This window comes from Sphingobacterium sp. UBA1498, from assembly GCF_002325125.1.
In the GTDB taxonomy this organism is placed as follows: domain Bacteria; phylum Bacteroidota; class Bacteroidia; order Sphingobacteriales; family Sphingobacteriaceae; genus Sphingobacterium.
Genome location: NZ_DCRG01000032.1, coordinates 455,996 through 482,706 on the forward strand (window position 1 = coordinate 455,996; position 26,711 = coordinate 482,706).

27 protein-coding genes and 3 tRNA genes are annotated in these 26,711 nt (G+C 39.4%); 14 read left to right on the top strand and 16 right to left on the bottom strand.

Features of this window, described 5'->3' with window-relative positions; genetic code table 11:
* The first annotated feature begins 156 nt into the window (after window positions 1–156).
* The 4 genes from B3139_RS18745 (at window position 157) to B3139_RS18760 (ending at window position 4,644) form a co-directional block, all read left to right on the top strand.
* Window positions 157–1,980: an ABC transporter ATP-binding protein gene (locus B3139_RS18745; RefSeq protein WP_209574794.1), complete on the top strand. Its 1,824-nt coding sequence runs from the start codon at window positions 157–159 to the stop codon at window positions 1,978–1,980.
* A 103-nt stretch (window positions 1,981–2,083) separates the two neighbouring features.
* Window positions 2,084–3,283, top strand: a complete 1,200-nt coding sequence (gene mqnE / locus B3139_RS18750; protein ID WP_209574792.1) for an aminofutalosine synthase MqnE — start codon at window positions 2,084–2,086, stop codon at window positions 3,281–3,283.
* Window positions 3,284–3,296: 13 nt separating this feature from the next.
* Complete coding sequence (locus B3139_RS18755) at window positions 3,297–3,923, top strand: histidine phosphatase family protein (protein ID WP_209574791.1); 627 nt, start codon at window positions 3,297–3,299, stop codon at window positions 3,921–3,923.
* A complete protein-coding gene (locus B3139_RS18760; protein ID WP_293885046.1) occupies window positions 3,916–4,644 on the top strand; it encodes a menaquinone biosynthetic enzyme MqnA/MqnD family protein in 729 nt (242 codons plus the stop codon). Before B3139_RS18755 ends, B3139_RS18760 begins: the two co-directional genes overlap by 8 nt.
* Window positions 4,645–5,371: 727 nt before the next feature.
* On the opposite strand, the gene B3139_RS18765 is transcribed toward B3139_RS18760, so the two are convergent.
* The 12 genes from B3139_RS18765 to B3139_RS18820 all read right to left on the bottom strand — a co-directional run bounded on the left by B3139_RS18765 (window position 5,372) and on the right by B3139_RS18820 (window position 17,013).
* Window positions 5,372–6,676, bottom strand: a complete 1,305-nt coding sequence (locus B3139_RS18765; protein WP_209574787.1) for a DEAD/DEAH box helicase — start codon at window positions 6,674–6,676, stop codon at window positions 5,372–5,374.
* A 186-nt stretch (window positions 6,677–6,862) separates the two neighbouring features.
* A complete protein-coding gene (asnA, locus tag B3139_RS18770) occupies window positions 6,863–7,870 on the bottom strand; it encodes an aspartate--ammonia ligase (RefSeq protein ID WP_209574785.1) in 1,008 nt (335 codons plus the stop codon).
* A gap of 295 nt (window positions 7,871–8,165) precedes the next feature.
* Window positions 8,166–8,492: a HesB/IscA family protein gene (locus B3139_RS18775; RefSeq protein ID WP_209574783.1), complete on the bottom strand. Its 327-nt coding sequence runs from the start codon at window positions 8,490–8,492 to the stop codon at window positions 8,166–8,168.
* A gap of 81 nt (window positions 8,493–8,573) precedes the next feature.
* The gene (locus B3139_RS18780) at window positions 8,574–9,752 is read right to left on the bottom strand and encodes a cysteine desulfurase family protein (protein ID WP_293885047.1); all 1,179 of its coding nucleotides are present in this window, start codon (window positions 9,750–9,752) and stop codon (window positions 8,574–8,576) included.
* 26 nt (window positions 9,753–9,778) lie between these two features.
* A complete protein-coding gene (locus B3139_RS18785) occupies window positions 9,779–10,204 on the bottom strand; it encodes a DUF983 domain-containing protein (protein WP_209574781.1) in 426 nt (141 codons plus the stop codon).
* A 2-nt stretch (window positions 10,205–10,206) separates the two neighbouring features.
* The gene (locus B3139_RS18790; protein ID WP_293885048.1) at window positions 10,207–11,073 is read right to left on the bottom strand and encodes an AraC family transcriptional regulator; all 867 of its coding nucleotides are present in this window, start codon (window positions 11,071–11,073) and stop codon (window positions 10,207–10,209) included.
* 562 nt (window positions 11,074–11,635) lie between these two features.
* Complete coding sequence (locus tag B3139_RS18795; RefSeq protein ID WP_293885049.1) at window positions 11,636–11,794, bottom strand: hypothetical protein; 159 nt, start codon at window positions 11,792–11,794, stop codon at window positions 11,636–11,638.
* A gap of 11 nt (window positions 11,795–11,805) precedes the next feature.
* Window positions 11,806–12,780 carry a 2-hydroxyacid dehydrogenase gene (locus B3139_RS18800; protein ID WP_293885050.1) on the bottom strand — a complete coding sequence of 325 codons (975 nt, stop codon included), beginning with the start codon at window positions 12,778–12,780 and terminating at the stop codon, window positions 11,806–11,808.
* A 106-nt stretch (window positions 12,781–12,886) separates the two neighbouring features.
* On the bottom strand, window positions 12,887–14,317 hold the full coding sequence (locus tag B3139_RS18805) for a serine hydrolase domain-containing protein (protein ID WP_293885051.1): 1,431 nt from the start codon (window positions 14,315–14,317) through the stop codon (window positions 12,887–12,889).
* Between the two features lie 31 nt (window positions 14,318–14,348).
* Window positions 14,349–15,089, bottom strand: coding sequence for a LytR/AlgR family response regulator transcription factor (locus tag B3139_RS18810; protein WP_209574772.1), 741 nt, complete (start codon window positions 15,087–15,089; stop codon window positions 14,349–14,351).
* On the bottom strand, window positions 15,082–16,128 hold the full coding sequence (locus tag B3139_RS18815) for a sensor histidine kinase (protein WP_209574770.1): 1,047 nt from the start codon (window positions 16,126–16,128) through the stop codon (window positions 15,082–15,084). Before B3139_RS18815 ends, B3139_RS18810 begins: the two co-directional genes overlap by 8 nt.
* Before the next feature lie 3 nt (window positions 16,129–16,131).
* Window positions 16,132–17,013, bottom strand: a complete 882-nt coding sequence (locus tag B3139_RS18820) for a LiaF transmembrane domain-containing protein (protein WP_293885052.1) — start codon at window positions 17,011–17,013, stop codon at window positions 16,132–16,134.
* Window positions 17,014–17,279: 266 nt separating this feature from the next.
* Here B3139_RS18820 and B3139_RS18825 point away from each other — a divergent pair, with 266 nt between their 5' ends.
* Window positions 17,280–17,615: a DUF3276 family protein gene (locus B3139_RS18825; protein ID WP_209574768.1), complete on the top strand. Its 336-nt coding sequence runs from the start codon at window positions 17,280–17,282 to the stop codon at window positions 17,613–17,615.
* A gap of 90 nt (window positions 17,616–17,705) precedes the next feature.
* Here the strand turns inward: B3139_RS18825 and B3139_RS18830 are convergent, their stop codons facing one another.
* Window positions 17,706–18,548, bottom strand: coding sequence for an alpha/beta fold hydrolase (locus B3139_RS18830; protein ID WP_209574766.1), 843 nt, complete (start codon window positions 18,546–18,548; stop codon window positions 17,706–17,708).
* Between the two features lie 186 nt (window positions 18,549–18,734).
* On the opposite strand from B3139_RS18830, the gene B3139_RS18835 reads away from it, so the two are divergent.
* The 6 genes from B3139_RS18835 (at window position 18,735) to B3139_RS18860 (ending at window position 21,364) form a co-directional block, all read left to right on the top strand.
* A tRNA-Arg gene (locus tag B3139_RS18835) sits at window positions 18,735–18,808 on the top strand.
* Between the two features lie 29 nt (window positions 18,809–18,837).
* Window positions 18,838–18,911: transfer RNA gene (locus tag B3139_RS18840), tRNA-Arg, on the top strand.
* A 170-nt stretch (window positions 18,912–19,081) separates the two neighbouring features.
* Window positions 19,082–19,155 (top strand) — tRNA-Arg (locus B3139_RS18845).
* Window positions 19,156–19,229: 74 nt separating this feature from the next.
* The gene (locus tag B3139_RS18850; protein ID WP_209574764.1) at window positions 19,230–19,799 is read left to right on the top strand and encodes an adenylate kinase; all 570 of its coding nucleotides are present in this window, start codon (window positions 19,230–19,232) and stop codon (window positions 19,797–19,799) included.
* Between the two features lie 36 nt (window positions 19,800–19,835).
* Entirely contained in the window at window positions 19,836–20,834 is a 999-nt protein-coding gene (gene obgE / locus B3139_RS18855) for a GTPase ObgE (RefSeq protein ID WP_209574762.1), read from the top strand.
* Window positions 20,835–21,010: 176 nt separating this feature from the next.
* Window positions 21,011–21,364: a TM2 domain-containing protein gene (locus B3139_RS18860; protein WP_209575131.1), complete on the top strand. Its 354-nt coding sequence runs from the start codon at window positions 21,011–21,013 to the stop codon at window positions 21,362–21,364.
* A 23-nt stretch (window positions 21,365–21,387) separates the two neighbouring features.
* Here B3139_RS18860 and B3139_RS18865 read toward each other — a convergent pair whose 3' ends face one another.
* On the bottom strand, window positions 21,388–21,534 hold the full coding sequence (locus B3139_RS18865; RefSeq protein ID WP_293885053.1) for a hypothetical protein: 147 nt from the start codon (window positions 21,532–21,534) through the stop codon (window positions 21,388–21,390).
* Between B3139_RS18865 and B3139_RS21585 the strand changes: the two genes are divergently transcribed.
* The 3 genes from B3139_RS21585 (at window position 21,484) to eno (ending at window position 24,507) form a co-directional block, all read left to right on the top strand.
* Complete coding sequence (locus B3139_RS21585; RefSeq protein ID WP_409050303.1) at window positions 21,484–21,669, top strand: DUF2752 domain-containing protein; 186 nt, start codon at window positions 21,484–21,486, stop codon at window positions 21,667–21,669. The genes B3139_RS18865 and B3139_RS21585 overlap by 51 nt on opposite strands.
* Window positions 21,670–21,900: 231 nt before the next feature.
* Entirely contained in the window at window positions 21,901–23,001 is a 1,101-nt protein-coding gene (carA, locus tag B3139_RS18870; RefSeq protein WP_293885054.1) for a glutamine-hydrolyzing carbamoyl-phosphate synthase small subunit, read from the top strand.
* 210 nt (window positions 23,002–23,211) lie between these two features.
* The gene (gene eno / locus B3139_RS18875) at window positions 23,212–24,507 is read left to right on the top strand and encodes a phosphopyruvate hydratase (protein WP_209574756.1); all 1,296 of its coding nucleotides are present in this window, start codon (window positions 23,212–23,214) and stop codon (window positions 24,505–24,507) included.
* 120 nt (window positions 24,508–24,627) lie between these two features.
* Here the strand turns inward: eno and B3139_RS18880 are convergent, their stop codons facing one another.
* Together B3139_RS18880 and B3139_RS18885 are read right to left on the bottom strand one after the other, a co-directional pair.
* A complete protein-coding gene (locus B3139_RS18880) occupies window positions 24,628–25,515 on the bottom strand; it encodes a DUF72 domain-containing protein (RefSeq protein WP_209574753.1) in 888 nt (295 codons plus the stop codon).
* 1 nt (window position 25,516) lies between these two features.
* Complete coding sequence (locus B3139_RS18885; protein WP_293885055.1) at window positions 25,517–26,707, bottom strand: MFS transporter; 1,191 nt, start codon at window positions 26,705–26,707, stop codon at window positions 25,517–25,519.
* Between the last annotated feature and the right edge of the window lie 4 nt (window positions 26,708–26,711).

The following is a 26,711-nucleotide window of genomic DNA, read 5'->3' on the forward strand; positions in this document are numbered from 1 at the left end:
TGGATGCAACAATTTTATAGTCCCTTAACACGATAGGTGCTTTTCTTGATTAATTTGTTATTTTTGTTCAATTTCCTCCATAAAAATCTGAAAGGAAGAGGAGAGATCGACGAGTTACTTTTTTGTTGAAGAGTAGTTTGTCTAAGTTGAAATTAAATGAAAACATATTTTAGGCTCTTATCGTTTGCTAAACCCATTGAGAAATTTGCAATCCCATATGTAATTTTCACGCTGATCACGGTTATTTTTAGTACATTAAATTTAGCATTGCTTGCTCCATTACTCCATACACTTTTTAACGCTGGTAATACGACCGTCGAAGCGGTAAAACCCGAGACTTATACCGACATTCTCGCGTGGTTTAATTACTATGCAAGTGTTGCCAATAACCAGCTTGGAGCCTATGGTGCGTTGAAATACGTGTGTATTGTTATTGTAATTTCAGTTTTTATCAGCAATCTGTTTCGTTATTTCTGCCAACGTATCATGGAAAACTTTCGCATTCATACTTTACTCAAATTGCGCAGAGCGGTTTTTGATAACGTGATGGATCTGCATGTTGGCTATTTTACGGGGCAGCGAAAAGGGGATATTGTGTCTAAGGTTGCTTCAGATGTACAGGTGGTGCAATATTCTGTTACAGGAACTTTACAAGTTGTTTTTAAAGAGCCTTTGCAGCTAATAGCCTATATTGTCATGCTGTTTAACATTTCAGCACAATTGACATTCTTTTCGCTCTTGGTTATTCCCATCTCTGGGTTTTTTATCGCTAGGATTGTTAAAAATCTCAAAACTCAGGCCCATGCTGCTCAGGAATCTTATGGAAATATGATATCTTATTTGGATGAAGCGTTGTCTGGCATCAAAATAATTAAAGCTTTTAATGCGGTATCGTTTATTAAGAACAGGTTTCATAATGAGAACGAACATTATGCGAATATCGGACGCGCTATGGCTAAACGGCAACAGTTAAGTTCACCCGTTTCTGAATTGCTTGGCGTTATTATGGTGGCAATTATTCTTCTGTATGGAGGTCATTTGGTCCTTTCAGGCGACAAAAGCTTGACCGCACCGGAGTTTATTGCCTACATCGCTATTTTTTCACAGGTCATGCGTCCTGCAAAAGCTTTAACGGATTCTTTTAGTGGTATCCACAATGGTCTTGCCGCTGGTGAACGGGTTTTGGAACTTATTGATGAAAAGACTGAAGTCAAAGATTCCAAAGATGCCAAACTTGTTAAAAGCTTTGAGAAAAGTATCGTATTCAATCAGGTGAGTTTTTCGTATAGCCAAGACAAAGAAATCTTACAGCATATTGATTTAACGATAGAAAAAGGGAAAATCGTTGCATTGGTAGGTCCTTCAGGAGGTGGTAAATCGACTTTAGTCGATTTAATTCCGCGATTTATGGACGTTACGGATGGGCAGATTCTCTTTGATGGTACAGATTTAAGGGCGCTAAATCAGGATTCTTTACGGGATATGATCGGTGTAGTCAATCAGGAATCTATTTTATTTAATGATACGATCTTTAACAACATTGCTTTTGCCAATGTTTCTGCGAGTCAGGAGGAAGTAGAAGCTGCTGCACGGATTGCGAATGCGCATGAATTTATTTTAAAAACGGAGCATGGTTATCAGACCAACATCGGCGATAGGGGCGGCAAATTATCAGGTGGTCAACGTCAGCGCATATGTATTGCGCGAGCCGTCTTAAAAAATCCGCCAATCATGCTACTCGATGAAGCGACTTCCGCTTTAGACACTGAATCTGAGAAATTGGTACAGGACTCTCTTTATAAATTAATGGATAATAGAACAACAGTTGTCATTGCGCATCGCTTAAGTACCATTCAGAATGCAGACAAAATTGTTGTTATTGAAGCGGGGAAGATTGTAGAGATGGGCAGTCATAGTGAGCTGATACAGCGCGAAGGATTGTATCGGAAATTAATCGAAATGCAACAATTTACGGATTAGGCCACTTTTTAAGCGCTTTGTCAAATTAGTTGTTGTCACATTTTTTTATTATAACTTTTGTAGCCTTTTCGGTACATTTGATTTAAGATAGGAGATACATTTAATGAACGCAATAGATAAATTGAATTTCTTTATTAACGACAAAAACTTAGCTGTCGAATTGAGAAATATAGCGGAGAAAGTTTTGCGAGAGGAACGTATCACGTTTGATGAAGGGGTTCTTTTGTATGAAAAAGGTGAATTGGGCTATCTTGGTGTACTTGCGAATTATATCCGTGAGAAACGTCATGGTGACCGTACTTTTTTCAATCGTAATTTTCACATCGAGCCGACCAATGTCTGTGTCTATGACTGTAAGTTCTGTTCGTATTCCAGGCTCATAAAGGAGCGGGCAGAAGGCTGGGAGATGGAGGTTGATGGTATGATGGATATTGTCAAAAAGTATGACAATGAGCCTGTGACTGAAGTTCATATCACGGGAGGTGTCGTTCCTAAACAAAACCTCGAGTTTTACGCCGATTTTTTCCGTAGATGTAAGGAGCACCGTCCTGAACTGCATATCAAAGGACTTACACCTGTTGAATATTACTATATTTTTAAGAAGGCAAAACTGAGCCATTACGATGGCCTCAAGTATTTACAATCTTGCGGGTTGGATTCTATGCCGGGGGGAGGTGCAGAGATTTTTCATCCAGAAATCAGAGAACAGATCGCGCATGATAAATGTACGGCTGAACAATGGTTAGATATTCACGAGCAGGCACACAAGCTAGGTATGCACACCAATGCAACCATGCTTTATGGTCATATAGAACAGTTTTGGCACCGCGTAGATCACATGGATCGCTTAAGACAATTGCAGGATAAGACGGGGGGCTTTCAGACATTTATTCCTTTGAAATTTAGAAATAAAGGGAACCAAATGTCCCATATTCCAGAAGTATCCGTGATAGAAGACTTGAGAAATTATGCCGTTGCTCGGATATACATGGATAATTTTGATCATATTAAGGCCTATTGGGCAATGATCTCAAGAGATACAGCGCAGTTATCCTTGGCGTTTGGCGTAGATGATATCGATGGAACATTGGACGATACAACAAAGATATACAGCATGGCAGGAGCGGAGGAACAAAAGCCGGGAATGACCACACAAGAAGTTGTTGAACTCATAAAAAATGTTGGCCGTCATCCTATTGAAAGAGATACGCTGTATAACGTGGTTACAGATTATAAAGATTTTGTATTTGATCAAGGTAATCAAAAGAAAAGCTATTACGCATTACCCGTTGTTAATTCATAACTAGACTCATACTTTGAAAAAGACATTTTATTTTATACGGCACGGACAGACTGATCTAAATTTAAAAGGCATTGTACAGGGGAGAGGAGTTAATTCGCCGCTGAACAAGATGGGAGTAGCGCAAGCTCAGGCTTTCTTTGATCGTTACAATACCGTGCCTTTTGATAAAATATATACCTCAACCTTATTGCGTACTCATCAAACTGTACAGGGATTTCTAGATTTGAACTTACCTTGGGAACAGCTCGTTGGATTGGATGAAATAAGCTGGGGAGTTTATGAGGGAAAAGAGCAAACACCGGAGTTGTTAGCTGGTTTTGAAAAATTAGTAGCAGCATGGCGCAATGGAGAATTGGATGTCAGTATTGAAAACGGAGAGTCTCCCAATGAGCTGATGGCCCGTCAGCAGGTCGCCTTGGATCATATGCTAGCTCAGACAGACGAAAAGAATATTCTCGTATGTATGCACGGACGTGCATTAAGGATTATGCTTTGCCTCATGACGGGCGTAGAGGCCCGCTATATGGATGATTTTCCGCACACCAATACTGCTTTATATAAATTGCTGTATGATAATGGTCAATTTGAGATTGTAGACCATTACAATATTGCACACTTAGAAGCATTGATAGATGAATAAAATTAGAGTTTCTGCCGTATCGTATACAAATACGTATCCATTTCTGAATGGTATACGTCAATCAAAAATAATGGAACAGATCGACTTGAGTGTCGATTATCCAAGTGCATGTGCACAGAAAGTAATTGATGACGAAGCTGATATCGGTATTATCCCGACAGCTGCTTTATTAAGTCTTCCTGAATATTATATCAATACGAATTTTTGTATAGGTACAGAAGGTGCCGTCGATTCCGTATTTATTTTTGCTAATAAACCTATTGAAGAGGTGGAAACCTTACGCTTGGATAGACAATCGCGCACTTCAAATGGATTAGCCCGTGTATTGATTAAGAACTATTGGAAAAAAGAAGTAGAATTGATCACTGACGAATCTACCGAGCCAGATGCTTATGTGTTAATTGGAGATCGCACCTTCGGTAAAAAGAACGCAGTTCCCTATGTCTATGATTTGGGAAAAGAGTGGTTTAATTTTACAGGACTGCCCTTCGCTTTCGCTTTATGGGTAAGCAACAAAGAGCTTCCAGTATCTTTTGTGAAACAATTTAATGAGGCTTTAGCGTATGGTGTGGAACATGCAACTGATGTTATTGCCGGTCTACCCGAGTTTGAAGGCTTTGATTACACAAAATATTTAACACAGCATCTCGATTTCCATTTAACAGATAAAAAGCGAGAGGCTGTACAATTGTATCTTCGCTACTTAAAAGCATTGGATTAATCGTGAGGTCTTTGACCTGGGCGGAATAATGCTTAAAATTACTACCCTAAAGATTTTCGGATTCAATCGCCAGACGAGCTATTTACATTGATGTATACTGCTTATCTGACGATTGTATTTGTAGCCTAAACTAACCCTACCTTCATCTTATTACCGAATTTTTCTGTCATCAAATTCGCATGAATAGTTATATGGATAACTCGCATTGTTTATCCATTATATTGCCCTTGCCAGTAATTATTATAACCAAGTGCGCACCAAATTCATCATTAAAAAGGACATTACACTAATTTAACACCGAGTTAACAGGGGGGTAGCACCGGTATACCCCTGATGCCCCCCTGTTAACCCCCTGTTATACCCTTGTTAATAGTCAAGGTGGTGTTGTTTAAAGGTTAATTTAATCGCCGAGAAAAGTCTTAATTCCTTGGGAACGCGCTTGTTTTAAAGCTAAATTGCTATCGCTATGTCGAGTGCTGGTTCATTAGTCACACGTGTCGAATCTCGACTTTTAAAAGGTGCTTCCCGTATCATAAATGATGGATAATTGTTCCATGGCAACGGCACGCGCAATGATTGATCAAGAATTTATCTCTTGAAAGAGAGAATATAAGTTAAATAAGGATGGAATTAATACGGGGGGAGAAGGTATCATATCCTGAAAAAAGAAATGCAAGCATAAAATTTGATTTATACTTGCATCTCTAATGGATTTATCTTGGGGTAATTAGGTGCGTCCAATTTTCACTTTACGTCCCTTAATTTTTTGCCCATTCGCTTTATTGATAATAATGGAAGCAAATTTTCTTCGGACAGCAACGTATGCTGATTTGTCTTTTACTTCTATGATACCAATGTCATCCTTTTCAATTCCTTCCAAATTGAGCAAAAATCCGACAATATCGATCTTGTTGATCTTATCCTTTCGCCCGGCACTAATATAGAGTGTCGCAAATGGTGAGTTTTCAGGGAGATTATAGAATTCCGGAAATTCTTCCTCAGGTATTTCTGTTGGAATGTAAGGGTATATTTCTTCCGGTTTGAGGATTACATAGACATCACCCTTAGCTTGCATACGGGCTGTGCGTCCATTGCGGTGAGTAAAATCGTCTTCTTTGTGTGGCAACTGGTAATGTATAATAGAATCAACTTCTGGAATATCCAATCCCCTTGCAGCAAGGTCTGTTGTGATCAGTACATGATTAGAATGGTTTCGGAATTTTAGAAGTGCCAGCTCGCGATCCTGTTGTTCAAGTCCCCCATGAAAGGTATCGTGGATAATATTGCGGTTGTCGAGAAGTTCACTAATGTGATCTACTGCATCGCGGTGATTACAGAAGACAATCATTTTTTTTGTGCCAATCTTGCAGATGAGTTTAAGTAGTGCCTCTAATTTCTTTTGAACTGGAGCAACTACTTTTCTAATTGTAATCTGTGGGGTATGTTTTGAGTTGTGAAGAAAGTCAACTAGGATGGGCTGCTTTATTTGCGTGAACGGTGGGAGCGTGTCCATCATCGTTGCGGAAGTTAATATTCTTGATTTGATCGTGGGGATGTGTTGAATAATAAAATCCATTTGATGCTGAAATCCGAGTTCCAATGATTTGTCAAACTCGTCCAGCACAAGAGTATGGATGTTGGAGGGATCAAAATTTTGCTCTTCAATATGCTGTTTTATACGCCCTGGTGTTCCAATGATAATTGCAGGGGCATCCTTGAAAGCATTTTTTTCGATGCGTGTGTGATGTCCACCATATGCGCAAGTGATTTTGTAGCCTGTAGCGACCTTGCGTAGCACTTGTTCAATCTGTAAAGCAAGCTCGCGTGTAGGCACTACTATTAATACTTGAACTTTTCGAGCCTCCGCCTTCAATTGTTGCAAGATGAGTAATGAAAAGGCTAAAGTTTTGCCAGATCCGGTGGGCGAAAGTAGAAGAAAATCGTGATCCTTCTGATACGATTCCAACACCCTTTCTTGCATTTCATTTAAGGATGAAATATATAATTTGTCTAAAATAGCTTTTAACTGCATTCGACAAAAATACGAAATACTACTATTCTGAGGAGAACAAACAGCGATGAATATTTAAATACAAGTTGATCGATACAATAAGCACCAGGTTACCGGTCTACAAAAGATGATTACCTGGTGCTTATTTATAGTATAACTAGAATAAGGTTGGAGATAGGATTATATCGATTCCTAATAGGTATCGTTTTATAAGATATCAATACCTTCTCTTCTTAAAGACTCTTTTTTGTCCTCTTCCCATATACTGACTTGAACTTCGCCTATATGCTGTTTCTTGAGCATAAACATACAGACGCGCGATTGTCCGATACCTCCGCCCATGGATTCAGGCAATTCGTCATTCAGCAGCATGCTGTGAAAAGTCAGTTTTGATTTTTCTGTGCAGTTTCTGATTTCCATTTGATGTGCTAGCGCCATTTTATCAACGCGGATTCCCATGGATGAAAGTTCAAAAGCTGAATTTAAAATTGGGTTCCATACAAGAATGTCTCCATTCAATCCTTTGTGACCGGCTTCATTAGTTGTACTCCAATCATCGTAGTCCGCTGCGCGACCATCGTGAGCTACGCCATTGCTGAGGGCGCCTCCAATGCCATGTAAGAATACGGCACCGTGTTCTTTTGTAATGGCATTTTCACGTTCTTTAGCAGTTAGGTTGGGGTATTTTTGCAACAAGTCTTCAGATGAAATGAAAGTAATGGATTCTGGAAGAATCGCTTTTATAGTTGGATACTTGCTTTCAACCTGTAATTCGGTAAATCGCAAAGCTTCATAAATTTTTAGTACTGTTTCTTTTAATGAAGCCAAATTGCGTTGATTTTTATCAATTACTTTTTCCCAATCCCATTGGTCTACATAGATGGAATGAATAGGGGTGTAATCTTCATCAGGACGCAGTGCTTTCATATCTGTAACGATGCCTTCGCCAGATAACATCTCGAGCTCTTTTAAACGTACTCTTTTCCATTTTGCAAGGGAATGTACGACGACAGCTCTTTTTTCATTCAATGATTTTATTGGAAATGATACCGGACGCTCAATTCCATTCAGGTCATCATTTAACCCGGTCCCGTCCAAAACCACCAGTGGTGAAGAGATTGGAATTAAATTTAAGGCTTTTTTTAATTGTTGGACAAATGTATCTTTAACGAAGCTGATAGCAACTTCGGTATTTAAAAGTTTTCTTCCCTCCATATGTGTTAAATGAAATACTATGCGCGGACTGCTACGCATAGTTTTTTATTTTTTTATTCAGTTATTTGCTACAAAAGTATGAAAATATCATCGGTTAATGTGTTTGATTGTGATTTTTAATATTTATCTATTAAAAACTTGAAAAAATAAAAAAATTCTAACAAAATGGATACAGGCTAATATTTAATTATAAAACTAATAATCTTTTGAACAGCTAAAAGTGTTGGGTTACTTACCAAAAGAGCCTTGAAGGATCTTCAAGGCTCTTTTGTATAGACTGCATTATCGGTATTGGCTATACGGAAAAGCTTTCGCCACAAGCACATGTGCGACTTGCATTGGGATTGTGAAATTCAAATCCCTTTCCCTCCAAACCGTCAGAATAATCAAGCTCTGTACCAGCCAAATACAAAAATGATTTAATATCCAAACAGACTCTTACTCCTTTATCTTCAAAAAATTGATCGCCTTTTTTTTCTTCGTTGTCGAAGTTAAGCTTATAGCTTAAACCTGAGCAGCCTCCGCTTTCTACAGCAACGCGCACAAAGTAATTGCTGTCATATTGCTCATCCTTCATGATTTCCTCGATACGAGTTTTTGCCTTGTCAGTAACTGTAATCATAGTATTATCCTTTGTATAGCGCAAAGATACATACAATCTTGCTATATTTCTGCTGTAATAAAGTTTTTAGAATGTCATAAATTAATTGATCAGACTATCTTTGAACATTTGCCATATAGGCGATTGATCGCGTATTTTTTTGACAGCTTCTTTGATCATTTCCGCGCACTGGATAATCTCCTCTTTGGTGGTCAATAGGCTTAAGCTAAATCGAATAGCAGATAATGCGTTTTCTTTGGATTGTCCCATGGCCATTAGCACATGCGAAGGTTCCCTGGATCCGGTCACACAAGCCGAGCCAGAAGAAAGTGCCAGTTTGGGGCAGGCAGTCATTATTTCACTGGCTAGGATATGTCTGAAGCTGATGTAACTGGTATTTGGTAGACGCGGTACATTTTTCCCGTGAATGATGATTTCGGGGATATCGTTTAGCAATTCTTCCAAGAAGTCACGGTTTCTTTCAACTGTGCTATATAGTGCTGGGTGAATGAGGGAGATAGCCTTTCCAAATCCTACGATTGCAGGAACGTTGTATGTACCGCCCCTAAATTCATTTTCTTGGCCTCCACCTATAATAAGCGGGCTAATCTGAATCGGTCTCGACTTTCTCCGGATGTAGAGTGCGCCGACTCCTTTTGGCCCATGAACTTTGTGGGCACTTAAGCAGAGTATATCAATATTCAACTGCTGTAAATCGATATTGACTTTTCCGATGGCCTGTGTCGCATCACAAAAAAACAAAACATCTTTTTCGGTGCAGATTTCGGAAATATCCGTGATCGCAGACAATACACCTGTTTCGTTATTGGCCGCCATAATACAGACCAATATTGTTTGCTCGGTTATCGCACTTCTTAGATCATGCAGGGCAATCATGCCCTGAGCGTCTACTGGAAGATAGGTAACTTTTGCTCCTTTTTTAGCCAATTGCTCACAGCAACTTAATACGGCTTTGTGTTCTGTTGCGACGGTGATAATGTGCTTTCCTTTCGATTGATATTTTTCGAATATACCTTTAATGACGGTATTGATACTCTCCGTCGCGCCAGAATTGAAGAATATTTCTTTTGGAGCACAGTTAAGGGCAGCTGCAATATTGTTGCGGGCTTGCTGTACCGCTGCATTGCCCTCACGGCCCATTTGGTGATAGACACTTGATGCATTTGCATAGTTTTGGAGGAAGTAAGGTGTCATTTCGTTCCATACCTCATCCAAAATACGCGTCGTGGCATTATTGTCTAAATATATCATATCCTTCATTCGGATAAAGATATGAATAATGAAAGTTATGCTGAAGCCTTAACGTCAACTTCCTTTTTTTTGACATTTGGGTCATATCTTAAGCCCGGAGTTAACCAATACATCAGTATGATACGGGAATAGCGGTAGTTGAATGGAGACATTAACACAACGCTCATAATAGCGACTGTGGCATAGAGTATGAATGAAGAATCGTTGCCGGTTAAAATATAAGTTGCCATACAGGCTGTAACCATTTCAGCGATTGCAAAAGCATAGGTTACGTACATCGCACCATAGAAATATCCTGGTTCACGCTCATAGCGCAGGCCGCAGTATTCACAGTGGCTGTTCATTTTTTGGACTTTCATACCGTAGGCAGGTCCTTGATACACATGGCCGATTCTGCATCTTGGACATTTTGCTCGCCATGCAGCTTTAAATTCAGATAATTCGTATTTAACTTCTTCCATAGTTATAGTTGTTTTCTGAACTCTTCAGGTGTGAGTCCAGCAGATTTTTTGAAAAATTTAGTGAAATAAGAGTTGTCCTTAAATTGCAGTTCATCTGCAATTTCGGTAATATTTAAATTCCTATTGACCAGAAGTCGTTTCGCTTCAAGAACAATACGGTTCCGTATAATTTCTCCAGCAGATTGACCAATGTAGGATTTACAGATCGCATTGAGATGATTCGGTGTGATAAATAGCTGATCTGCATAAATGCTGGGCAGCTTTGTGGCTTTAAACTGCTGCTCAACTAATTGCTGAAAGCTATTGAATATTTTATGATTGTAAGGGTTGCCTTTTTCGAGGTGCTCCTTCTCTGTACCAATTGATATAAATAATATAAACTGCAACAAAAGTGTACGGATATAATCTTCCGATAGCCGCTCGGTTTTCGCAAATATGATTTGATCCAGAATAGCTGTTGCTTGATTTCGATATTGTTCAGCCAAAACGAATATCAGATGTTCAATTTTGCCCTGTAAAAAACTGAAGCGTTCGAGGTAATCCGTACGTAAAAGAAAGGATTGAAAATAGTCGATAGAGAAATTGACAACATAACCGGCTTCATCTCCCACAAAATTCCAGGTATGGACCTGACCAGGAACCATAAAATAAATCTGATAAGGCTCAATCTTATACTGATTAAAATCAATGATATGCTCGCCCGAACCTTGCGTGAAAAGAACAAAATGAAAAAAATTATGTTTGTGTGGAAACACCATATCCTGATGTTTGATGATATATGCTTTAAGATCATCAATATGAAGCGTTGTGTTATTGTTCAGGTCAATACTACAACTATCAAGAATAGGTATGGTGTTTTTTCTAATCATATGACAAAATTAAGTTAAATATTCTTTCTAAAGTGGTGTTTATTTTTTATTCTGTGGTGTTTTTCAATGATTTTGTCACTTTGATTACAAGAAGATCCTATTGGCAAAATCGTGTTCTTAGCTTTTATTCGGTATTGACACATGTTACTGCTCATGACGCAAACCAGATTGGGATTTGGAGCACATTGTTTATCGCTAAGTTTTCTGTTTTTGAATAGGATGTGGATATGATGTCTTAGGGACGCTTGAGTAATTTTGCGGGCAGAATGCTCCTATGGATGTTTGAGCATGCGATCAATACTCTTCGTACGGTAGAAATATAAAAGCGGAGGGTGAAATCACCTTGAGCGTGCTCCTCTCAACTGGAAACGTATGTAAAAGTCGCAGGCCACCTGTTTTATTCTGGTTCGGGCGATAGTGTCACGATATTGACTATTTGTGCCTGAACGAGAAGAGCTGATTAGCGAAATGCCCGAAATTCCACGCAGGAGAATATGCTGGAGTTGAAGAGAAAGGAAATTTATAGGACTTCCAATTTAATTAACGAAGCCCTTCCGAAAATTCAATCCTGATCATTTCCCAAGGCATTGAGGAGAACAAAGTACCTGTAGGCAATAATCGCCTGCTGGTACTTTTTTAATTTTAGAGGATCCATCTGACTGTATCGAGGTAAGATGGCCTTATTTAAGCTGTTCAACAGCTGATAAAATCTTCTTTTCATTCGTATAATTATTATTGGTATACTTCTTTATTGATGACTTGTGGCATTTTTTCACCTCTGATTGCTGCCAATAAATTGTTGGCAGCCATTAAGGCCATATTATCCCTGGTTTCTACGGTGGCAGACCCGATATGAGGAAGAATGCATACATTTTCCAGTGCTAAGAGCGGATTATCTGGCCTCATCGGTTCAGGGTCTGTCACGTCAAGTCCTGCACCCCATAATTCGCCAGCCTGCAGTGCTGCTGTCAGGTCGAATTCATTGACCAATCCACCTCTTGCAGTATTCACTAATATGGCGGAGTTTTTCATGCGTGCAAATGCATTTTTGTCAAACCGCCTTTTAGTCTCCGCTGTCAAAGCAGCGTGTATGGAAAGTACATCGCTACGCATTAGCAATTCATCGAAATTTACATATTTGGCACCCAAAACTCGCTCTGCTTCCTCATTTCTGCTCCGATTATAGTAGATAATTTCCATGTTATATGCTGCTCTGGCTTTTCTGGCCAGTTCAAAGCCAATCCGCCCCAGTCCATAGATGCCCAGAGTTTTATTGTTGAGTTCGATCCCTAGGTTTTCAGTAGGATCGAACCCTTCCCATTTACCCTGCAATATTCTTTTATGGTTGAAAAAGGCTTTTCTCGATACCGCTAGCATTAAAAGAAAGGCGACGTCTGCGGTTGCCCCAGAAAGTATACCCGGGGTGTTGCTCACAGGGACCCGATGATGTGTTGCGGCTGCAATGTCCACATTATCATAGCCGACGCTCATGAGTGATAGGGCTTTAAGGTTGGGGCAGTTTTCAAAAAAATCGGCATCAAACTTTTGCATCCCACCGTTAAGGACGTAGTCGCATTGTTGGCTGGCTTCGATAAGCTCGTTTTCGGAAAGTGGGCTGGCCGATTCGTGAATTGTAATCTCGTGGCCTGCAGATTGTAATAGATCTATGCCTTTTTGTGGAATTTTTTTTGTGATGAATATCTTCATGTATGTAAATGTTTTTTTATTCTCATAAAAACTTATCGTCACTAGGACAACAAAAAAAGCCATATTGTTGTTTCAATATGGCTTATTATTCGTGATGTTTTAATCTTTAATTCTGATGGAGGAGATAATTTAAAATAGTTTTACCCTGATCATCGGTAGAGATAGCTGAATTTGACAGCATGACCACTCCACTTTTTTTATCTGGGGATAAGGCGAGATACGAGCTACTTCCGGCCGTTGCGCCGTTGTGCCAGAAGACCGTAAGGTTGTCAATCAAATTCATATGCCATGCCAGGCCGAGGTCTGTGTCGGGTGGTAGAAAAAATGTAAATAATCTGGTATTTGCCATGGCATTTTCGAGTGGAGTCTGCGGCATCTTGAATTGCGCGTTCGCAAATTTCAGTAGATCCTCGAGCGTGGATTTTAGTGCACCAGCTGGGGCAAATACGTCAAATGACCAAGGTAATGCTTCGTGACCCTCTTTGTTGTATACTTTAAAAGTATCTTTCCTTTTAGGTTCTAATACTTGAAAAGTATTGTTCATTTCAAGTGGTTTACAAATGATATCCCTTACAAGCTGATCGTAACTTTTTTTATAAAGACTGCATATGATATCCCCGAGAACAGCATAACCTAGATTGCTGTACTCATACTCTTCGCCCGGATTTTTCTTGTTTTTAAATCCTGAAAGATAGTTGTAAAGTGCTTTTTTGTCATACGTTTTGTAAGGATCGTTCTCGTTGAAACCGTTTACTTTGTCAAAATTATCTGGAAGCCTCGGTAAGCCGGAGGTATGATTAGCCAACATTTGAAATGTTATTTTTGAAAGCTCTTCATTTTTTTTGAGTGAGTCAGGAAGGAATAGGGCTATAGGTTGATCTAAAGTGACTGTTCCTTCTTCGACAAGATTTGACAAAAGGATAGCGGTAAAAACTTTACTCAACGAGCCAATTTCATAAATAGACGTTTTTGTGGGCGGAGTCTGGTTTCCTTTGGCCGTCTCGCCATAAAAATAAGTTTTGGTTTGTCCATTCTTTATAATACCAATGGCAAGGGATTGTGTATTTTGTTGTTTGAGGTAAGCGTGCGCAACAGAATCAATAAACAGGTCGTCGTTATCTACCGATTTTTGTGTGGCAGGCACCATGATCGTTTCTTCGACTTGTGGTGTTGTAGTCGAAGGAGTAAACTTTAGCGTATGGAATTTTAGGGTCGGATCTGTTGCGAACAGGACATCGTAAGATTTGCTATCGAAATCCATCTGATAAGTTGCGATCCCTTTTTCAAATCCTTTTCGTGTTGAGCTTTTTACTCTTCCTAATGGGTATAGATTTTCGAGTACCTGCGTGAATCGAGAAAGATTAAATTGTTGTTTGAATGAATCGCTAGCCAAATTATAGGCTGAGTCAGTCATCTGCGAATTGATAAAAAACTCCAGCTTATTATATACTCCTCTGTTGATCTGTTCTTCGGAACTTGTTTGGGCGAAAGAGTACGATGAGATGCCCAGCAATATGAGTGTAATAAAATTTTTCATAACTATTGATGGGCACAAATCTACGGAATGTTTAAATTCCAATCAATTGTTTTAATCGCGCATAGCCTGATTTACTGATGTTGAGCTTTTCGCCTGATACTAGTGCTGCAATGTAAGAATCCTTTTCATAAGGTTCTAGTTTGGCTAATTGATCGACTTTAATGATAAAAGAACGATGGATACGCACAAATTGATTTGAATCCAACGCTTTTTCAAAAAATGCCATGGTTTTATTTTTAAGGTACATACCGTCTTTAGTATGAATTTTAACATAGTCATCGTAAGATTCGAGATATTTGACTGTATCAATTGGAATAATCTTGATCTGTGTACCTGTTTTGACAACAATACGGTCAATTTTTGTTTCGTCTTGGGCTGTAAGTACCTCATAGTTGGGCTGTACTTTTTTTTCTGGAGCCGAGAAGTTTGTCCTAAATTTTTCTAATGCTTTTTTGAAACGCGCAGGTGATACTGGTTTTAACAGGTAATCTAATGCATTTTTTTCAAAAGCTTTTAAAGCGTATTCATCAAAAGCGGTCGTAAAGATAACAGCTGGCGGACTGTCTATGAGTTCAAGCATTTCAAACCCTGTTAATTTGGGCATCTGAACATCCAGAAAAATTAAGTCAGGTTCATGGGTATGAATAGCCTTAACGCCTTCAAAACCATCTCCACATTCGGCAACGACAGTTACATCGGTCTCGTTTTTTAAATAACCGGCAATAATGGAGCGTGCCAAGGGTTCATCATCGATAATAACGACTTTAATCATATTGAGGTATTTTTAGGGTACTGATAAATATATTGTCTAGTATTTGCGTTTCCAGCAGGTCATTTCTTCCATAGAGGAGATACAATCGACGTTGAATGCTCGAGAGTCCAAACCCGGTGCCTTTTTTTGGTTTTGATTGTTCTTCAGTGTCGAAAGGATTGGTGATTTGAATCCATAATTGACCTTCATTTGACTGGCATTTTATTTTTATTTCGACCTGATCCCTCACGTTGTAGAGTCCATGCTTAATAGCGTTCTCTACAAGGGGTTGGATGATCATTGCGGGTAGTCTGTTGTTAAAAATTTCTTCTGACGAAGAAATGGATGTATTTAGTCTATGACCAAAACGTACTTTCTCGATATCGAGATAAAGCTGTAGATGGTCAAGTTCTTCTTCGAGTGTGATGATTTGGTTATTTTCCTTCCTTAACGTCCCTCTCAGAAAATCCGAGAGCTGGAATGTCATATTACGGGCTTCGTCGGGATTTGCACCAATAAGCGCTATAATGGAATTGAGGCTATTAAATAGAAAGTGTGGTTGCAATTGTTGCCTGAGATTGTATAATTCGGCTTCCCGAAGCAGATTTTCGGACTCTTGTTTTCGTTTGATATTATTGATATTGTCTTCTTGAATATTCCAAACGATGTTGATAATGGCAACCGATGTTAAAATGAGGAAATTAACAATGCCGCGATACGGTAAAGTTAAATCCAGGAGAGGGGTGAAGTTAGATTGAATAAAATAACTCATTAAGAATCGGCTTAATCCGATGCTTATTCCGCCCATGATTAATCCGATAATCAGTACTTTCCATATTTCTCTTGGTTGTGGGGTATAGAAGTTTAGTGCAGATGACATGCCATAACAGCAGAACATCATGACTACACTATTGATAAAGGAATCTTTGAATGCGAGTTGTTGGTCAAAGCCAGAACGAAGCATCAATAAGTATTGTAACGCGAGATATCCGATAAATACGGATATACATATAATGCCAATTAAACGACTTTTAACACTGAGGAACAGCTTGTTTTTCATTTATTAAGCATTTTTTATGGTTAAATTACCTAGAATACAGGTGCCTGTAATATAGATTTTTTTATCCGTATCGGGGTTATAGATCGTTTGGAATCGGCGGTCATCGACAGATCCTAAGATGGAAGCCACGTTACTGAACACCGTCCAATGCGGAGGGATTATAATGCGTGCGCTACCAAACAATTGAAACGTATCGATCACAATCGGCTGTTGGATGTCAGCTTTTGTTAAATCCAGTTCTATACTTCCAAATACATTGGTCAAATTACCTCCTCTAAAATTTTTAGAGTAAATTACTTTCTTTTGTCCCGCAAAGATTGTATTCAGATTGAGGTTATCCTCAAATGACTGTTGAAAAGGATCTTTTCCTTTGTCGCCAAAAGCCTGCTGATTAGGCGAGGCTTGTTGGCTTGGATCGTATTGCTCATTAAATGGTCTTGATTCCTGGTCAGCAAGGCTAACGTCTGTAATCCCTTCGGTCGGCACAGTTACTCGCTTGTCCCAGTCGTAAGATCCTTGAGGCGGATTGGGGTAAGTGGGTGGAACCATCGGAGGTTTCCTTTTACTCATAATAAAGTAAATCCCAAGAGAAATGATAATGATAGGAACGGTTACCGAACCAAAGTCGGTACGCATCATTCTCGAGATGAGGCTTGCTCCACCGATGATCAATAGAATAATCGCCGATTTTTTCTGAAATTGGGAATTTATGCCAATGACTAATCCAATAATAATTAATATCGTTTGCCAACCAAATAACCAATCTGGAAACCAGCTTCCTAGATTTAGGTTGTTCAGTAATAAGAATATACCTACGATAATTACAATCGCTCCTACAATATTGCGGCTATTATTGCTGTTTGGTATGATGGGTTCTTTTTCCATAATGTTTTTACTATTTATGACTCAAAGATAGCGTCACCAATATATTCTACACATTTGCTTTAGGTAATACAACTTATATTTTCGGTAAATGTAATGATTTCGTCGGTAAAAAATCTCGCTGTTCAATTTTTCTCCCTGTTATAAAAAGGAGTGGGCTGCCATTTTTACGCGTTATTGTGTTTTTTTTTAATATTATTTGGTGGATTAAAATGAATTATTATATATTTATCAAAGATTAAGATTACTTTAAACTTAAATAACAACCAATGGGAGATTTTGAAAACAAAGAACGTGAAGAAGTTTTTTCAAAAAAGGTGAGAGCAGGTAAGCGTACTTATTTTTTTGATGTAAAAGCAACTCGATCGAACGATTACTACATTACTATCACAGAAAGCAAGAAGCGCTTTGAGGATGGCCAGTTTATTAAGCATAAGATTTTCTTGTACAAAGAAGATTTTGAAAAGTTCGCAGAAGGTTTGACGGATGTGGTGAACTACATCAAATCTAACCAGGAGGTAATCGAGAAACGTTATGAGCCTAACTTTGACGATGCATACGCTGAAGAAGCGGGAGCGCGTTCCAAAGACGATTTTTCGTTCTAGTATCGTAGAGCGAAATCTTAATGAAAAAAAGAAATAAAAGCCACTGAAGTGGCTTTTTTATTGTTTGACGAGTATTCCCTGTATGCCGTCCTAGGATGAGACTAGCGGAATGCTTCGCAGAAAATCATTTAATACCATATTGAATTTTTCGGGTTCCTCAAGATTGGGCAAGTGACCAGATTCGTCAAATTCCACATAGCGGACATCGGGGATATTTTCGATGAGTATATTGGTCTGTTCCTCACTCATCAGCTTGTCGTGTTTTCCTTTTATAACCAATGTTGGGATAATAATTGTTTTTAGTGAATGGCTTGTGTCTGTCCGGGATGCGAGAGCGAGCTGTGTCGCGCAGATGCTGGCGACTTCATTTCTCCGTATACAGCTTTTGATCAGTTCAACAGCTTCGGCATTTTCGCGGATTGTTTTGTCGTGAAATACATTGCCTATAAAACCAATGGCAAAAGGCCGTCTGCCATATTTTAGTAAAGCCTGGATAGAATCAAATCTTTTTTGCTTGGCTTTGTTGTCATCAGCAAGGGAATTAGTGTCGCATAGAATAAGCCCTCTAAGCTGTTGCCCGATCAATTCGTAGGTTCGCAGTGCGATGTAGCCTCCCATGGAAATGCCGCACAGGATGACGTGGTTGAGGTCGAGTTTGCGAATAAATTCTACTAGATCTTTGGCAAAGACATCAATGGAGAAAAAACCATGACCGTTGGTACTGAGGCCATGTCCTCGAACATCAATTGCTATACCCGTATAGTCTTCATCCAAATCTTGAAGCTGTTGTTTCCAGGTGTTTTTATTAAACGGGAAACCATGGATAAATATAATGGTTTTGGGGGAAGGGGCTAAGATGCTCGGTCTGATGTAATAGGAGATACTAATATCTCCAATGCGTATTTTACTGCGCTTTAATTCTCTTTTGTTCATGAATAATAGCATTTGTCCGTGTCTGAAAAAAAAAGTTGATATTTTAAATATAATATTATCAACGAGATAAAAGAAATGTTGTTGTGTAAAGTTGAAAAAAGAGAAAAAATGTTTGTTAAATTGATAAATATAACGATATTTGCATCACCAAAACGGAAATGAATACTATTTTATTTTCTTTGCCTAGCGCTCCTAGCTCAATTGGATAGAGCATCTGACTACGGATCAGAAGGTTAGGGGTTCGACTCCCTTGGAGCGCACGATACAGATTCTGTACGATAAAAAAAAGGCATTCCTAGCTCAATTGGATAGAGCGTCTGACTACGGATCAGAAGGTTAGGGGTTCGACTCCCTTGGAGTGCACGTAATGAAGCCAGTCAATTTGATTGGCTTTTATTTTGGAAGCTGCTTACCAGCTGTCAAAGGAAGGCGATAGACTTCTTTTTGAAAAAAAATTTGTAAAAAAAACGAATTCTGACTATATTTGCATCACCAAAACAAATGGGACAGAGTTCTAAACGTATTGGTTTATTGCGCTCCTAGCTCAATTGGATAGAGCATCTGACTACGGATCAGAAGGTTAGGGGTTCGACTCCCTTGGAGCGCACGACTGAAAAGCCTAGTCATCATCTGTGATTAGGCTTTTATTTTTTAACTCGTTTTAATTTCTTAAATAAAACTATGCTAAACCTTGTAATATTTGGCCCTCCGGGTGCAGGTAAGGGAACCCAATCTGCAATGCTTATTGAAAAATATCAATTGGTGCACATTTCTACTGGTGATATTTTTAGAGCACATATTAAAGGTCAAACCCCGCTTGGTCAACAAGTGAGCCAGATTATTGCTGAGGGGAATTTAGTGCCAGATTCGATTACAATAGCAATGCTGGAGGAGGAAGTAAAGAAAAATCCGGATGCAAAAGGATTTATTTTCGATGGATTTCCTCGCACTGTTGCGCAGGCTGAGGCTTTGGATGCTTTTTTAGAAGGTATCAACACCTCCATTTCAGTCGTAATCGCACTGGATGTAAATGAGGATGAATTGAAAGATCGTATTGCCAAACGGAGGGAGATTTCTGGACGTGCGGATGATGACGCAGATAAATTAGTGAAGCGTATTGATGAATATTTCACAAAGACGATTCATGTATTGCCTTATTATGAGGCTCAGGGTAAGCTTTCTAAAGTGAATGGTATCGGCGAGATCGAGACTATCTTTAAGAGCTTAACCGATATCATCGATAATTATTAATTAAGGTAAATACTTTTTAGACTGTAATAAATTATAATGGCGCAAGGTTCGAATTTTGTTGATTATGTGAAAGTGTGTTGTCGTTCTGGACATGGTGGGGCAGGTTCGGCTCATTTGCACCGTGATAAACACACGGCTACAGGCGGGCCTGATGGTGGTGACGGCGGTCGTGGAGGGCATATTATCCTAAAAGGAACGACTAATCTCTGGACGTTACTTCATTTAAAATATCGTAAGCATATTATTGCATCAAACGGTGAATCTGGAGGCAGCTCGCTACGCACGGGTGCAACTGGTCGCGATGAGATATTGGAGGTTCCGCTGGGTACTATAGCAAAGGATGCGGAGACTGGCGAGGTGTTATTTGATATTACAGAGGAAGGTGAAACCAGGATACTGGTGCCGGGTGGAAAAGGTGGTCTGGGTAACTGGCATTTTAAGTCGCCTACGCAACAGACACCACGGTTTTCGCAACCAGGCCTTCCTGGTAAAGAGCAGTGGATGATACTGGAACTGAAGGTTCTTGCAGACGTTGGATTGGTAGGATTCCCAAATGCGGGTAAATCGACGTTACTGTCGGTCGTATCTGCTGCAAAGCCAGAAATCGCAAACTATCCATTTACGACGCTCGTACCTAATTTGGGTATGGTGAGCTATCGGGACAATCGTTCCTTTGTAATGGCTGATATTCCGGGAATTATTGAGGGGGCTTCTGAAGGGAAAGGCTTGGGTTATCGTTTTTTACGACATATTGAGCGGAACTCAGTGTTGTTGTTTATGGTCCCTGCTGATACGGACCGGACGATCCGTGAAGAGTATGCCATTCTTTTAAATGAATTGACCGCTTATAATCCTGAATTGGCCGATAAACCGAAACTGTTGGCTATTACCAAGTCTGATATGCTCGACGAAGAGTTGGAGAAGGAGATGGAACAGGAACTACCGGAAGATATTCCTTATATTTTCATTTCTTCGGTGACTGGTAAGAATATATTGCCATTGAAAGATATGATCTGGAAAGCGATCAACTCTTAAAATTCGAAAATATAAATAGTAAGGGCGCTTCAAGATACGAAGCGCCTTTACTGTTTATGTTGATTTACATAGGCAATAAAAAAAGAGATTTTTTTTAAGTTTTTTTGCTAATTTAACTCCATTATTTTATCCATGATGGGAGGAGAGTTTCCATTCCGTCGCCAAACTAAATCTAAATGAAAACAGAAGAAGAAAAGTATTGCGTGCAGTGTGGTAAATTGATTACGATCAAGGCCGAAGTTTGTCCGTATTGCGGTGTAAGACAGCCGATATTTTATGCTAACCAGCCCTTTCAACAACAAAATAGTACGTTTCAGGACGATAGATGGTTGCCGGCCCTGTTGTTTTGTATCTTTTTGGGACCATTTGGTGCGCATCGGTTTTATTTGGGACAAATTGGTACGGCAGTTATTCAGTTGGTCACTTTGGGCGGCTGTGGTATTTGGTATCTGATCGATTTGATTATGATTATTGTCGGAAAATATAGGGATGCGGACGGCAATTATATCAAAAGTCCGATCAACAATTAATGATTATGTTTTTCCTGAAATACCTAAAACATCATTGGATATACTCGCTGATCATCGGGTATTTCGGGATCGCCATTGGCTTGCACCTTTTGGCAGATATACACATTCTTATCCCCTGTGTGTGGAAGGCGATAAGTGGATATAACTGTCCGGGCTGTGGCCTTACGCATGCTTTTATTGCGTTGTTGCACTTGCGGTGGCAAGAGGCGTGGTTAGAAAATCCATTGATTTACTTGATTGTGCCGGTGTTGACTGCGCTGACTTTGAGAGACTTTATTCGTTTTTGGCAGTTGGAATCAAGGTGAAATAAAAAAATGAAAAATGTTTTCACTTTTAAGCGATAAGTCTTAACTTTGTCTCCCGTGAAAATTAAAGAAAAGACTTTATTGGTAGGTGCCTTAGGAAACGGTTTGTCAATCGTGATGATGCATTGTTAATTGATATTTAGCCCATTTGAGGGCTTTTTTTATATCCAATCAAGAAGGCTTTAAAATTCATAAAAGTAAGGATACACATTTTATAATATTACATCGATAATGACCAACTACAGCAAATTGCCTGCAATTTTAGTTTTAGAAGATGGTACAGTTTATCACGGTAAAGCCGCTGGTAAAATTGGTACGACTACTGGGGAAATCTGTTTCAACACAGGGACAACCGGTTATCAAGAGATTTTTACAGATCCATCTTATTTTGGACAAATCATGGTAACGACCAATGCCCATATTGGTAACTATGGTATTGATGAGGACGATACCGAATCAAATCACATTCAGATTGCGGGATTAGTTTGTAAGAATTACAACATCAACTATAGTCGTAAAATGGCTGATGAATCTATCCAAAGCTATTTTGAAGAGGGGAATTTAGTTGGTATTTCTGATGTGGATACGCGTTCTTTGGTAAGACATATACGTGATAAAGGAGCAATGAATGCAATTATTTCTTCCGAAACATTGGATGTGGAAGCATTAAAGCGTCAATTGGCGGAAGTTCCTTCAATGGATGGACTCGAGCTGTCTTCAAAAGTAACGACAGCAGAACCTTATTTCTTCGGTAATGAAAATGCTTCGTTGCGAGTAGCGGTTTTGGACTTGGGAATCAAGAAAAATATCTTGCGGAATTTTGAAGCTCGCGATGTATATACGAAGGTATTTCCTGCGAAGACGACATTCGAAGAAATGGAACAATGGAATCCTGACGGCTACTTTATTTCCAATGGTCCTGGTGATCCAGCTCCGATGGATTACGCTATCGAGACAGTAAAAGCTATTTTGAACGCGAATAAACCAATGTTCGGCATTTGTTTAGGTCATCAGATCCTCGCATTGGCAAATGGTATCCGCACCAGTAAATTGCATAATGGGCACCGTGGGATCAATCACCCAGTGAAGAATATCATTGCTAATCGTTGTGAAATTACGTCGCAAAACCATGGTTTTGGGGTTGTAGCTGAAGACATTGAAAATTCTGATTGCGTTGAGGTAACACATGTTAATTTGAACGATCAGTCTATTGAGGGAATCCGTATCAAAGGGCAAAAAGCATTCTCGGTGCAATATCACCCCGAATCATCACCAGGTCCTCATGACTCACGTTATTTGTTTGATGATTTTGTAGCACTGTTCAAAAACTAAAACGTATAATATTATATAAAAACCCTTCATATTTTGAAGGGTTTTTTATTGAAGCCACCATACCAATTATTCAGAATACGCACATTTTATTCAGAATAAATAGGGGAATAAATACATTTTTTGTTATATTTGGTTGTGAAAAATGTCTGTAGATGAGAGTGTGTCTTATCTACACTAAGTAATGAAAATAAATTATAGTCTAATAAAGAGATGAGTTTAATTATCGATGTTCATGCGCGTCAAATTTTGGATTCGCGCGGTAACCCTACAATCGAAGTAGATGTTACTACACAAAATGGTTTTGTTGGTCGTGCAGCTGTACCTTCAGGTGCTTCAACAGGTGTTCACGAAGCAGTTGAATTGCGCGATGGCGACAAGTCAACATATTTGGGAAAAGGTGTTTTGAAAGCTGTTGAGAATGTAAATACTACAATTGCTAAAGCTTTAGAAGGTGTAGATGTTTTCGAACAAAATGCCATCGATAAAATCATGATTGATTTAGACGGTAGCGAAAATAAAGGTAATTTGGGTGCAAATGCTATTTTGGGTGTGTCATTAGCGGTGGCAAAGGCTGCAGCCCAAGAGTCACGCCAACCATTATACCGTTATATTGGTGGTGTAAATGCAAATACGTTGCCTATCCCGATGATGAATATTATCAATGGTGGTTCTCACTCTGACGCGCCTATCGCATTTCAGGAATTTATGATTATGCCTGTTGGTGCTCCTTCGTTCTCTGAAGCTTTGCGTTGGGGTACTGAGGTTTTCCATACGTTGAAAAAAATATTGCATGACAGAGGTCTTTCAACAGCTGTAGGTGACGAAGGTGGTTTTGCACCAACTTTTGAAGGTACTGAAGATGCTATTGAAACCGTGCTCAAAGCGATTGAGATTGCTGGTTACAAACCAGGTCAAGACATTTGTTTAGCATTGGATTGTGCTTCTTCTGAATTCTACAAAGACGGTAAATACGATTATGCCAAGTTTGAAGGGGATAAAGGTGCTGTACGTTCGAGCGAAGAACAAGCGAGCTATTTAGCAGAATTGACAGCAAAATACCCAATTATCTCTATTGAAGATGGTATGGCTGAAGATGATTGGGCAGGATGGAAAACATTGACAGACAAAATCGGTGACCATGTTCAATTGGTTGGTGATGATCTTTTTGTAACAAACACAAAACGTCTTCAACAAGGTATAGATACGCATACTGCAAACTCTATTTTGGTAAAAGTAAACCAAATTGGTTCATTGACTGAAACGATCAACGCAGTGACTTTAGCACAAAATTCTGGATACACTTCTGTCATGTCGCACCGTTCTGGAGAGACGGAAGATGCTACTATCGCTGACTTAGCTGTAGCATTAAACTGTGGTCAGATCAAAACAGGTTCTGCTTCCCGTTCTGACCGTATGGCTAAATACAATCAATTGTTGCGTATCGAAGAAGAATTGGGTGGTAATGCCCGTTTTATAGGTAAAAACTTTAAATACGCTAAAAAGTAAGCAAAAGCTTGTTTTTAAATATTAAAGCCGAAGTATATGCTACTTCGGCTTTTTTGTAGTGATGAATTTTCCAACGATTTTCTCGATTGTCAACTCATTTACGCTCGTGCTTTGTCTTTATTAAAACAAGGTATTGGGGGTATTTTTATTTGGATGAGTCAGATCCAAGTTTAATGTTGTGTTCAGTTTTTTGATAAAATGTGTCGCCAGTAGGGGGGATTCCACCTCAATGTTTTGGTGAATAAAGAAGTACAGTTTTTGTAGGCCATTTTCTCGCCACAACTTCAACACATCGATCCATTGATCCAGTCTATCATAATCTGACGCGTGGTTGGCACCAACATAACGGATAAAAGCAGTAGGCGTGGTTAGATGCATATGCAACATATCTCGTCGGCCTGCAGTATCGACCAGAATATTAGTCACATTGGTCTCTTCCAACAGAGCATATAGTTCTTTTGTGACATCGGATTTTGAAAACCACTCTTTATTTCGCACTTCCAATGCCAGAGGAACTTCTGTAGGCCAGTCATGTAAGAATAGTTTTAAACGGGCCATATCCTTTGGGTTATAATTGTCATGCATCTGTAGAAAGGCCATACCCAGTTTTTCATCGAAATGAACGATAGCGTCTGTAAAAAGTTTCACCTTATCAGCAGTGTTTAACAATCGGCTGAAATGACTGATAGATTGTGGAATCTTTGGAAAGAACTTGAAGTTAGCAGGTGTTTTATGTTTCCAGGTCTCCACCTGATCTATGCTAGGCGAATTGTAGAATGTAGCATTGAGTTCGATGCTGTTAAATTGTGTGGAGTAATACGCAAGTTCATCTTTTGTACCTCTCGGGTAAAAACCCTTTAAATCCTGTTTATTCCATTTTGCACAACCTACATATACCTCGAAAGGCTTGTCATTTTTGAAATGCTGCAATAGGTTTAATGTTTCTGGTGGAGTTGGGGGAAGGGTAAAGTCGATTTCCTCAGGATGTTCTACTTGGCCGAATTTCATATCAGTTTTTTCTTAATTTATAATCAAATAATACATGAGCCAACAGGGCCAAAAGCGTATAGCATGTACCTACGAAAATAACGCCTGGCCATTGAAAGTGTTGCCATGCCTGTGCAGCAAAAAAGGTGCCTGTTGATCCGCCAATAAAATAGCTGACCATGTATACCGTGTTAAGTCGGTTATTGGCGCCAAGGTTTAGTGCATAGAAATCACTTTGGTTTAGGATGTGCATGGATTGTAGGCCAAGGTCAATCAAAATAACGCCGAAGATCAGTCCCCAATGATAATTACCAAAGAGGGCAAATAACAACCAGCTAAACAACATTAATAGAATAGCGTACAGGATAATTTTTGCTTTGCTCATGTATACAGTCAGTCTATTGACGAAAGCAGCGGCTAGTGCGCCGCATGCGCCTACGAGGCCAAATGCTCCGGCGGTTGCCGGGCCATCAAAGAAAGGTGGGGCCGCAAGGTGGAACACAAGTGTTGTGAAGAATGCAGAAAAAGCGCCAAAGCCCATGGCTCCACGGAATGCCGCTAATTGCAGTACGGGCTGTTTCTTTGCAAAGTCCCAGACCGAACGCATCAATTCGCTATAGGTACCTTTAAAATTAGGCATCACTTCAGGTAACCTGATGGCTATGGCTATGGCCGTAACGATCATGATCACTGCGGCGATACAGTACATTTCACGCCATCCGAAATAAGACCCGATAAATCCGCTTAAAACCCGCGAAAGTAATATACCGATCAGCAGACCCGACATGACCATTCCTATGGCCGAAGCCTGCTTTTCTTTCTGCGCAAGTTCCGCAGCCATAGGAACAATAACCTGAGGAATAACGGACGTAAAACCTATCAAAAAGCTGAATATTAAAATCGATAGAATTGAGGTGGAAATAGCCATACCTATTAAGGAAAAGATAATAAAAACGAAGTCGATCAAGATCATTTTTTTGCGTTTAAACATGTCTCCTAAAGGAACAATCAGTAAGAGACCAAATGCATACCCGATCTGAGTCAACATAGCTGAATTGCTAACCGTAGCCTCATCAACATGGAGGTCTTTGGCAATCAATCCTAGTAAGGGCTGATTGTAATAATTGTTGGCGACAACCAAACCAGTGGCGATGGTCATAAGCCACAAGGTTGCTTTCGGTAATTCTTTTTTTGAATCTATTGTTTGCAACATGGGT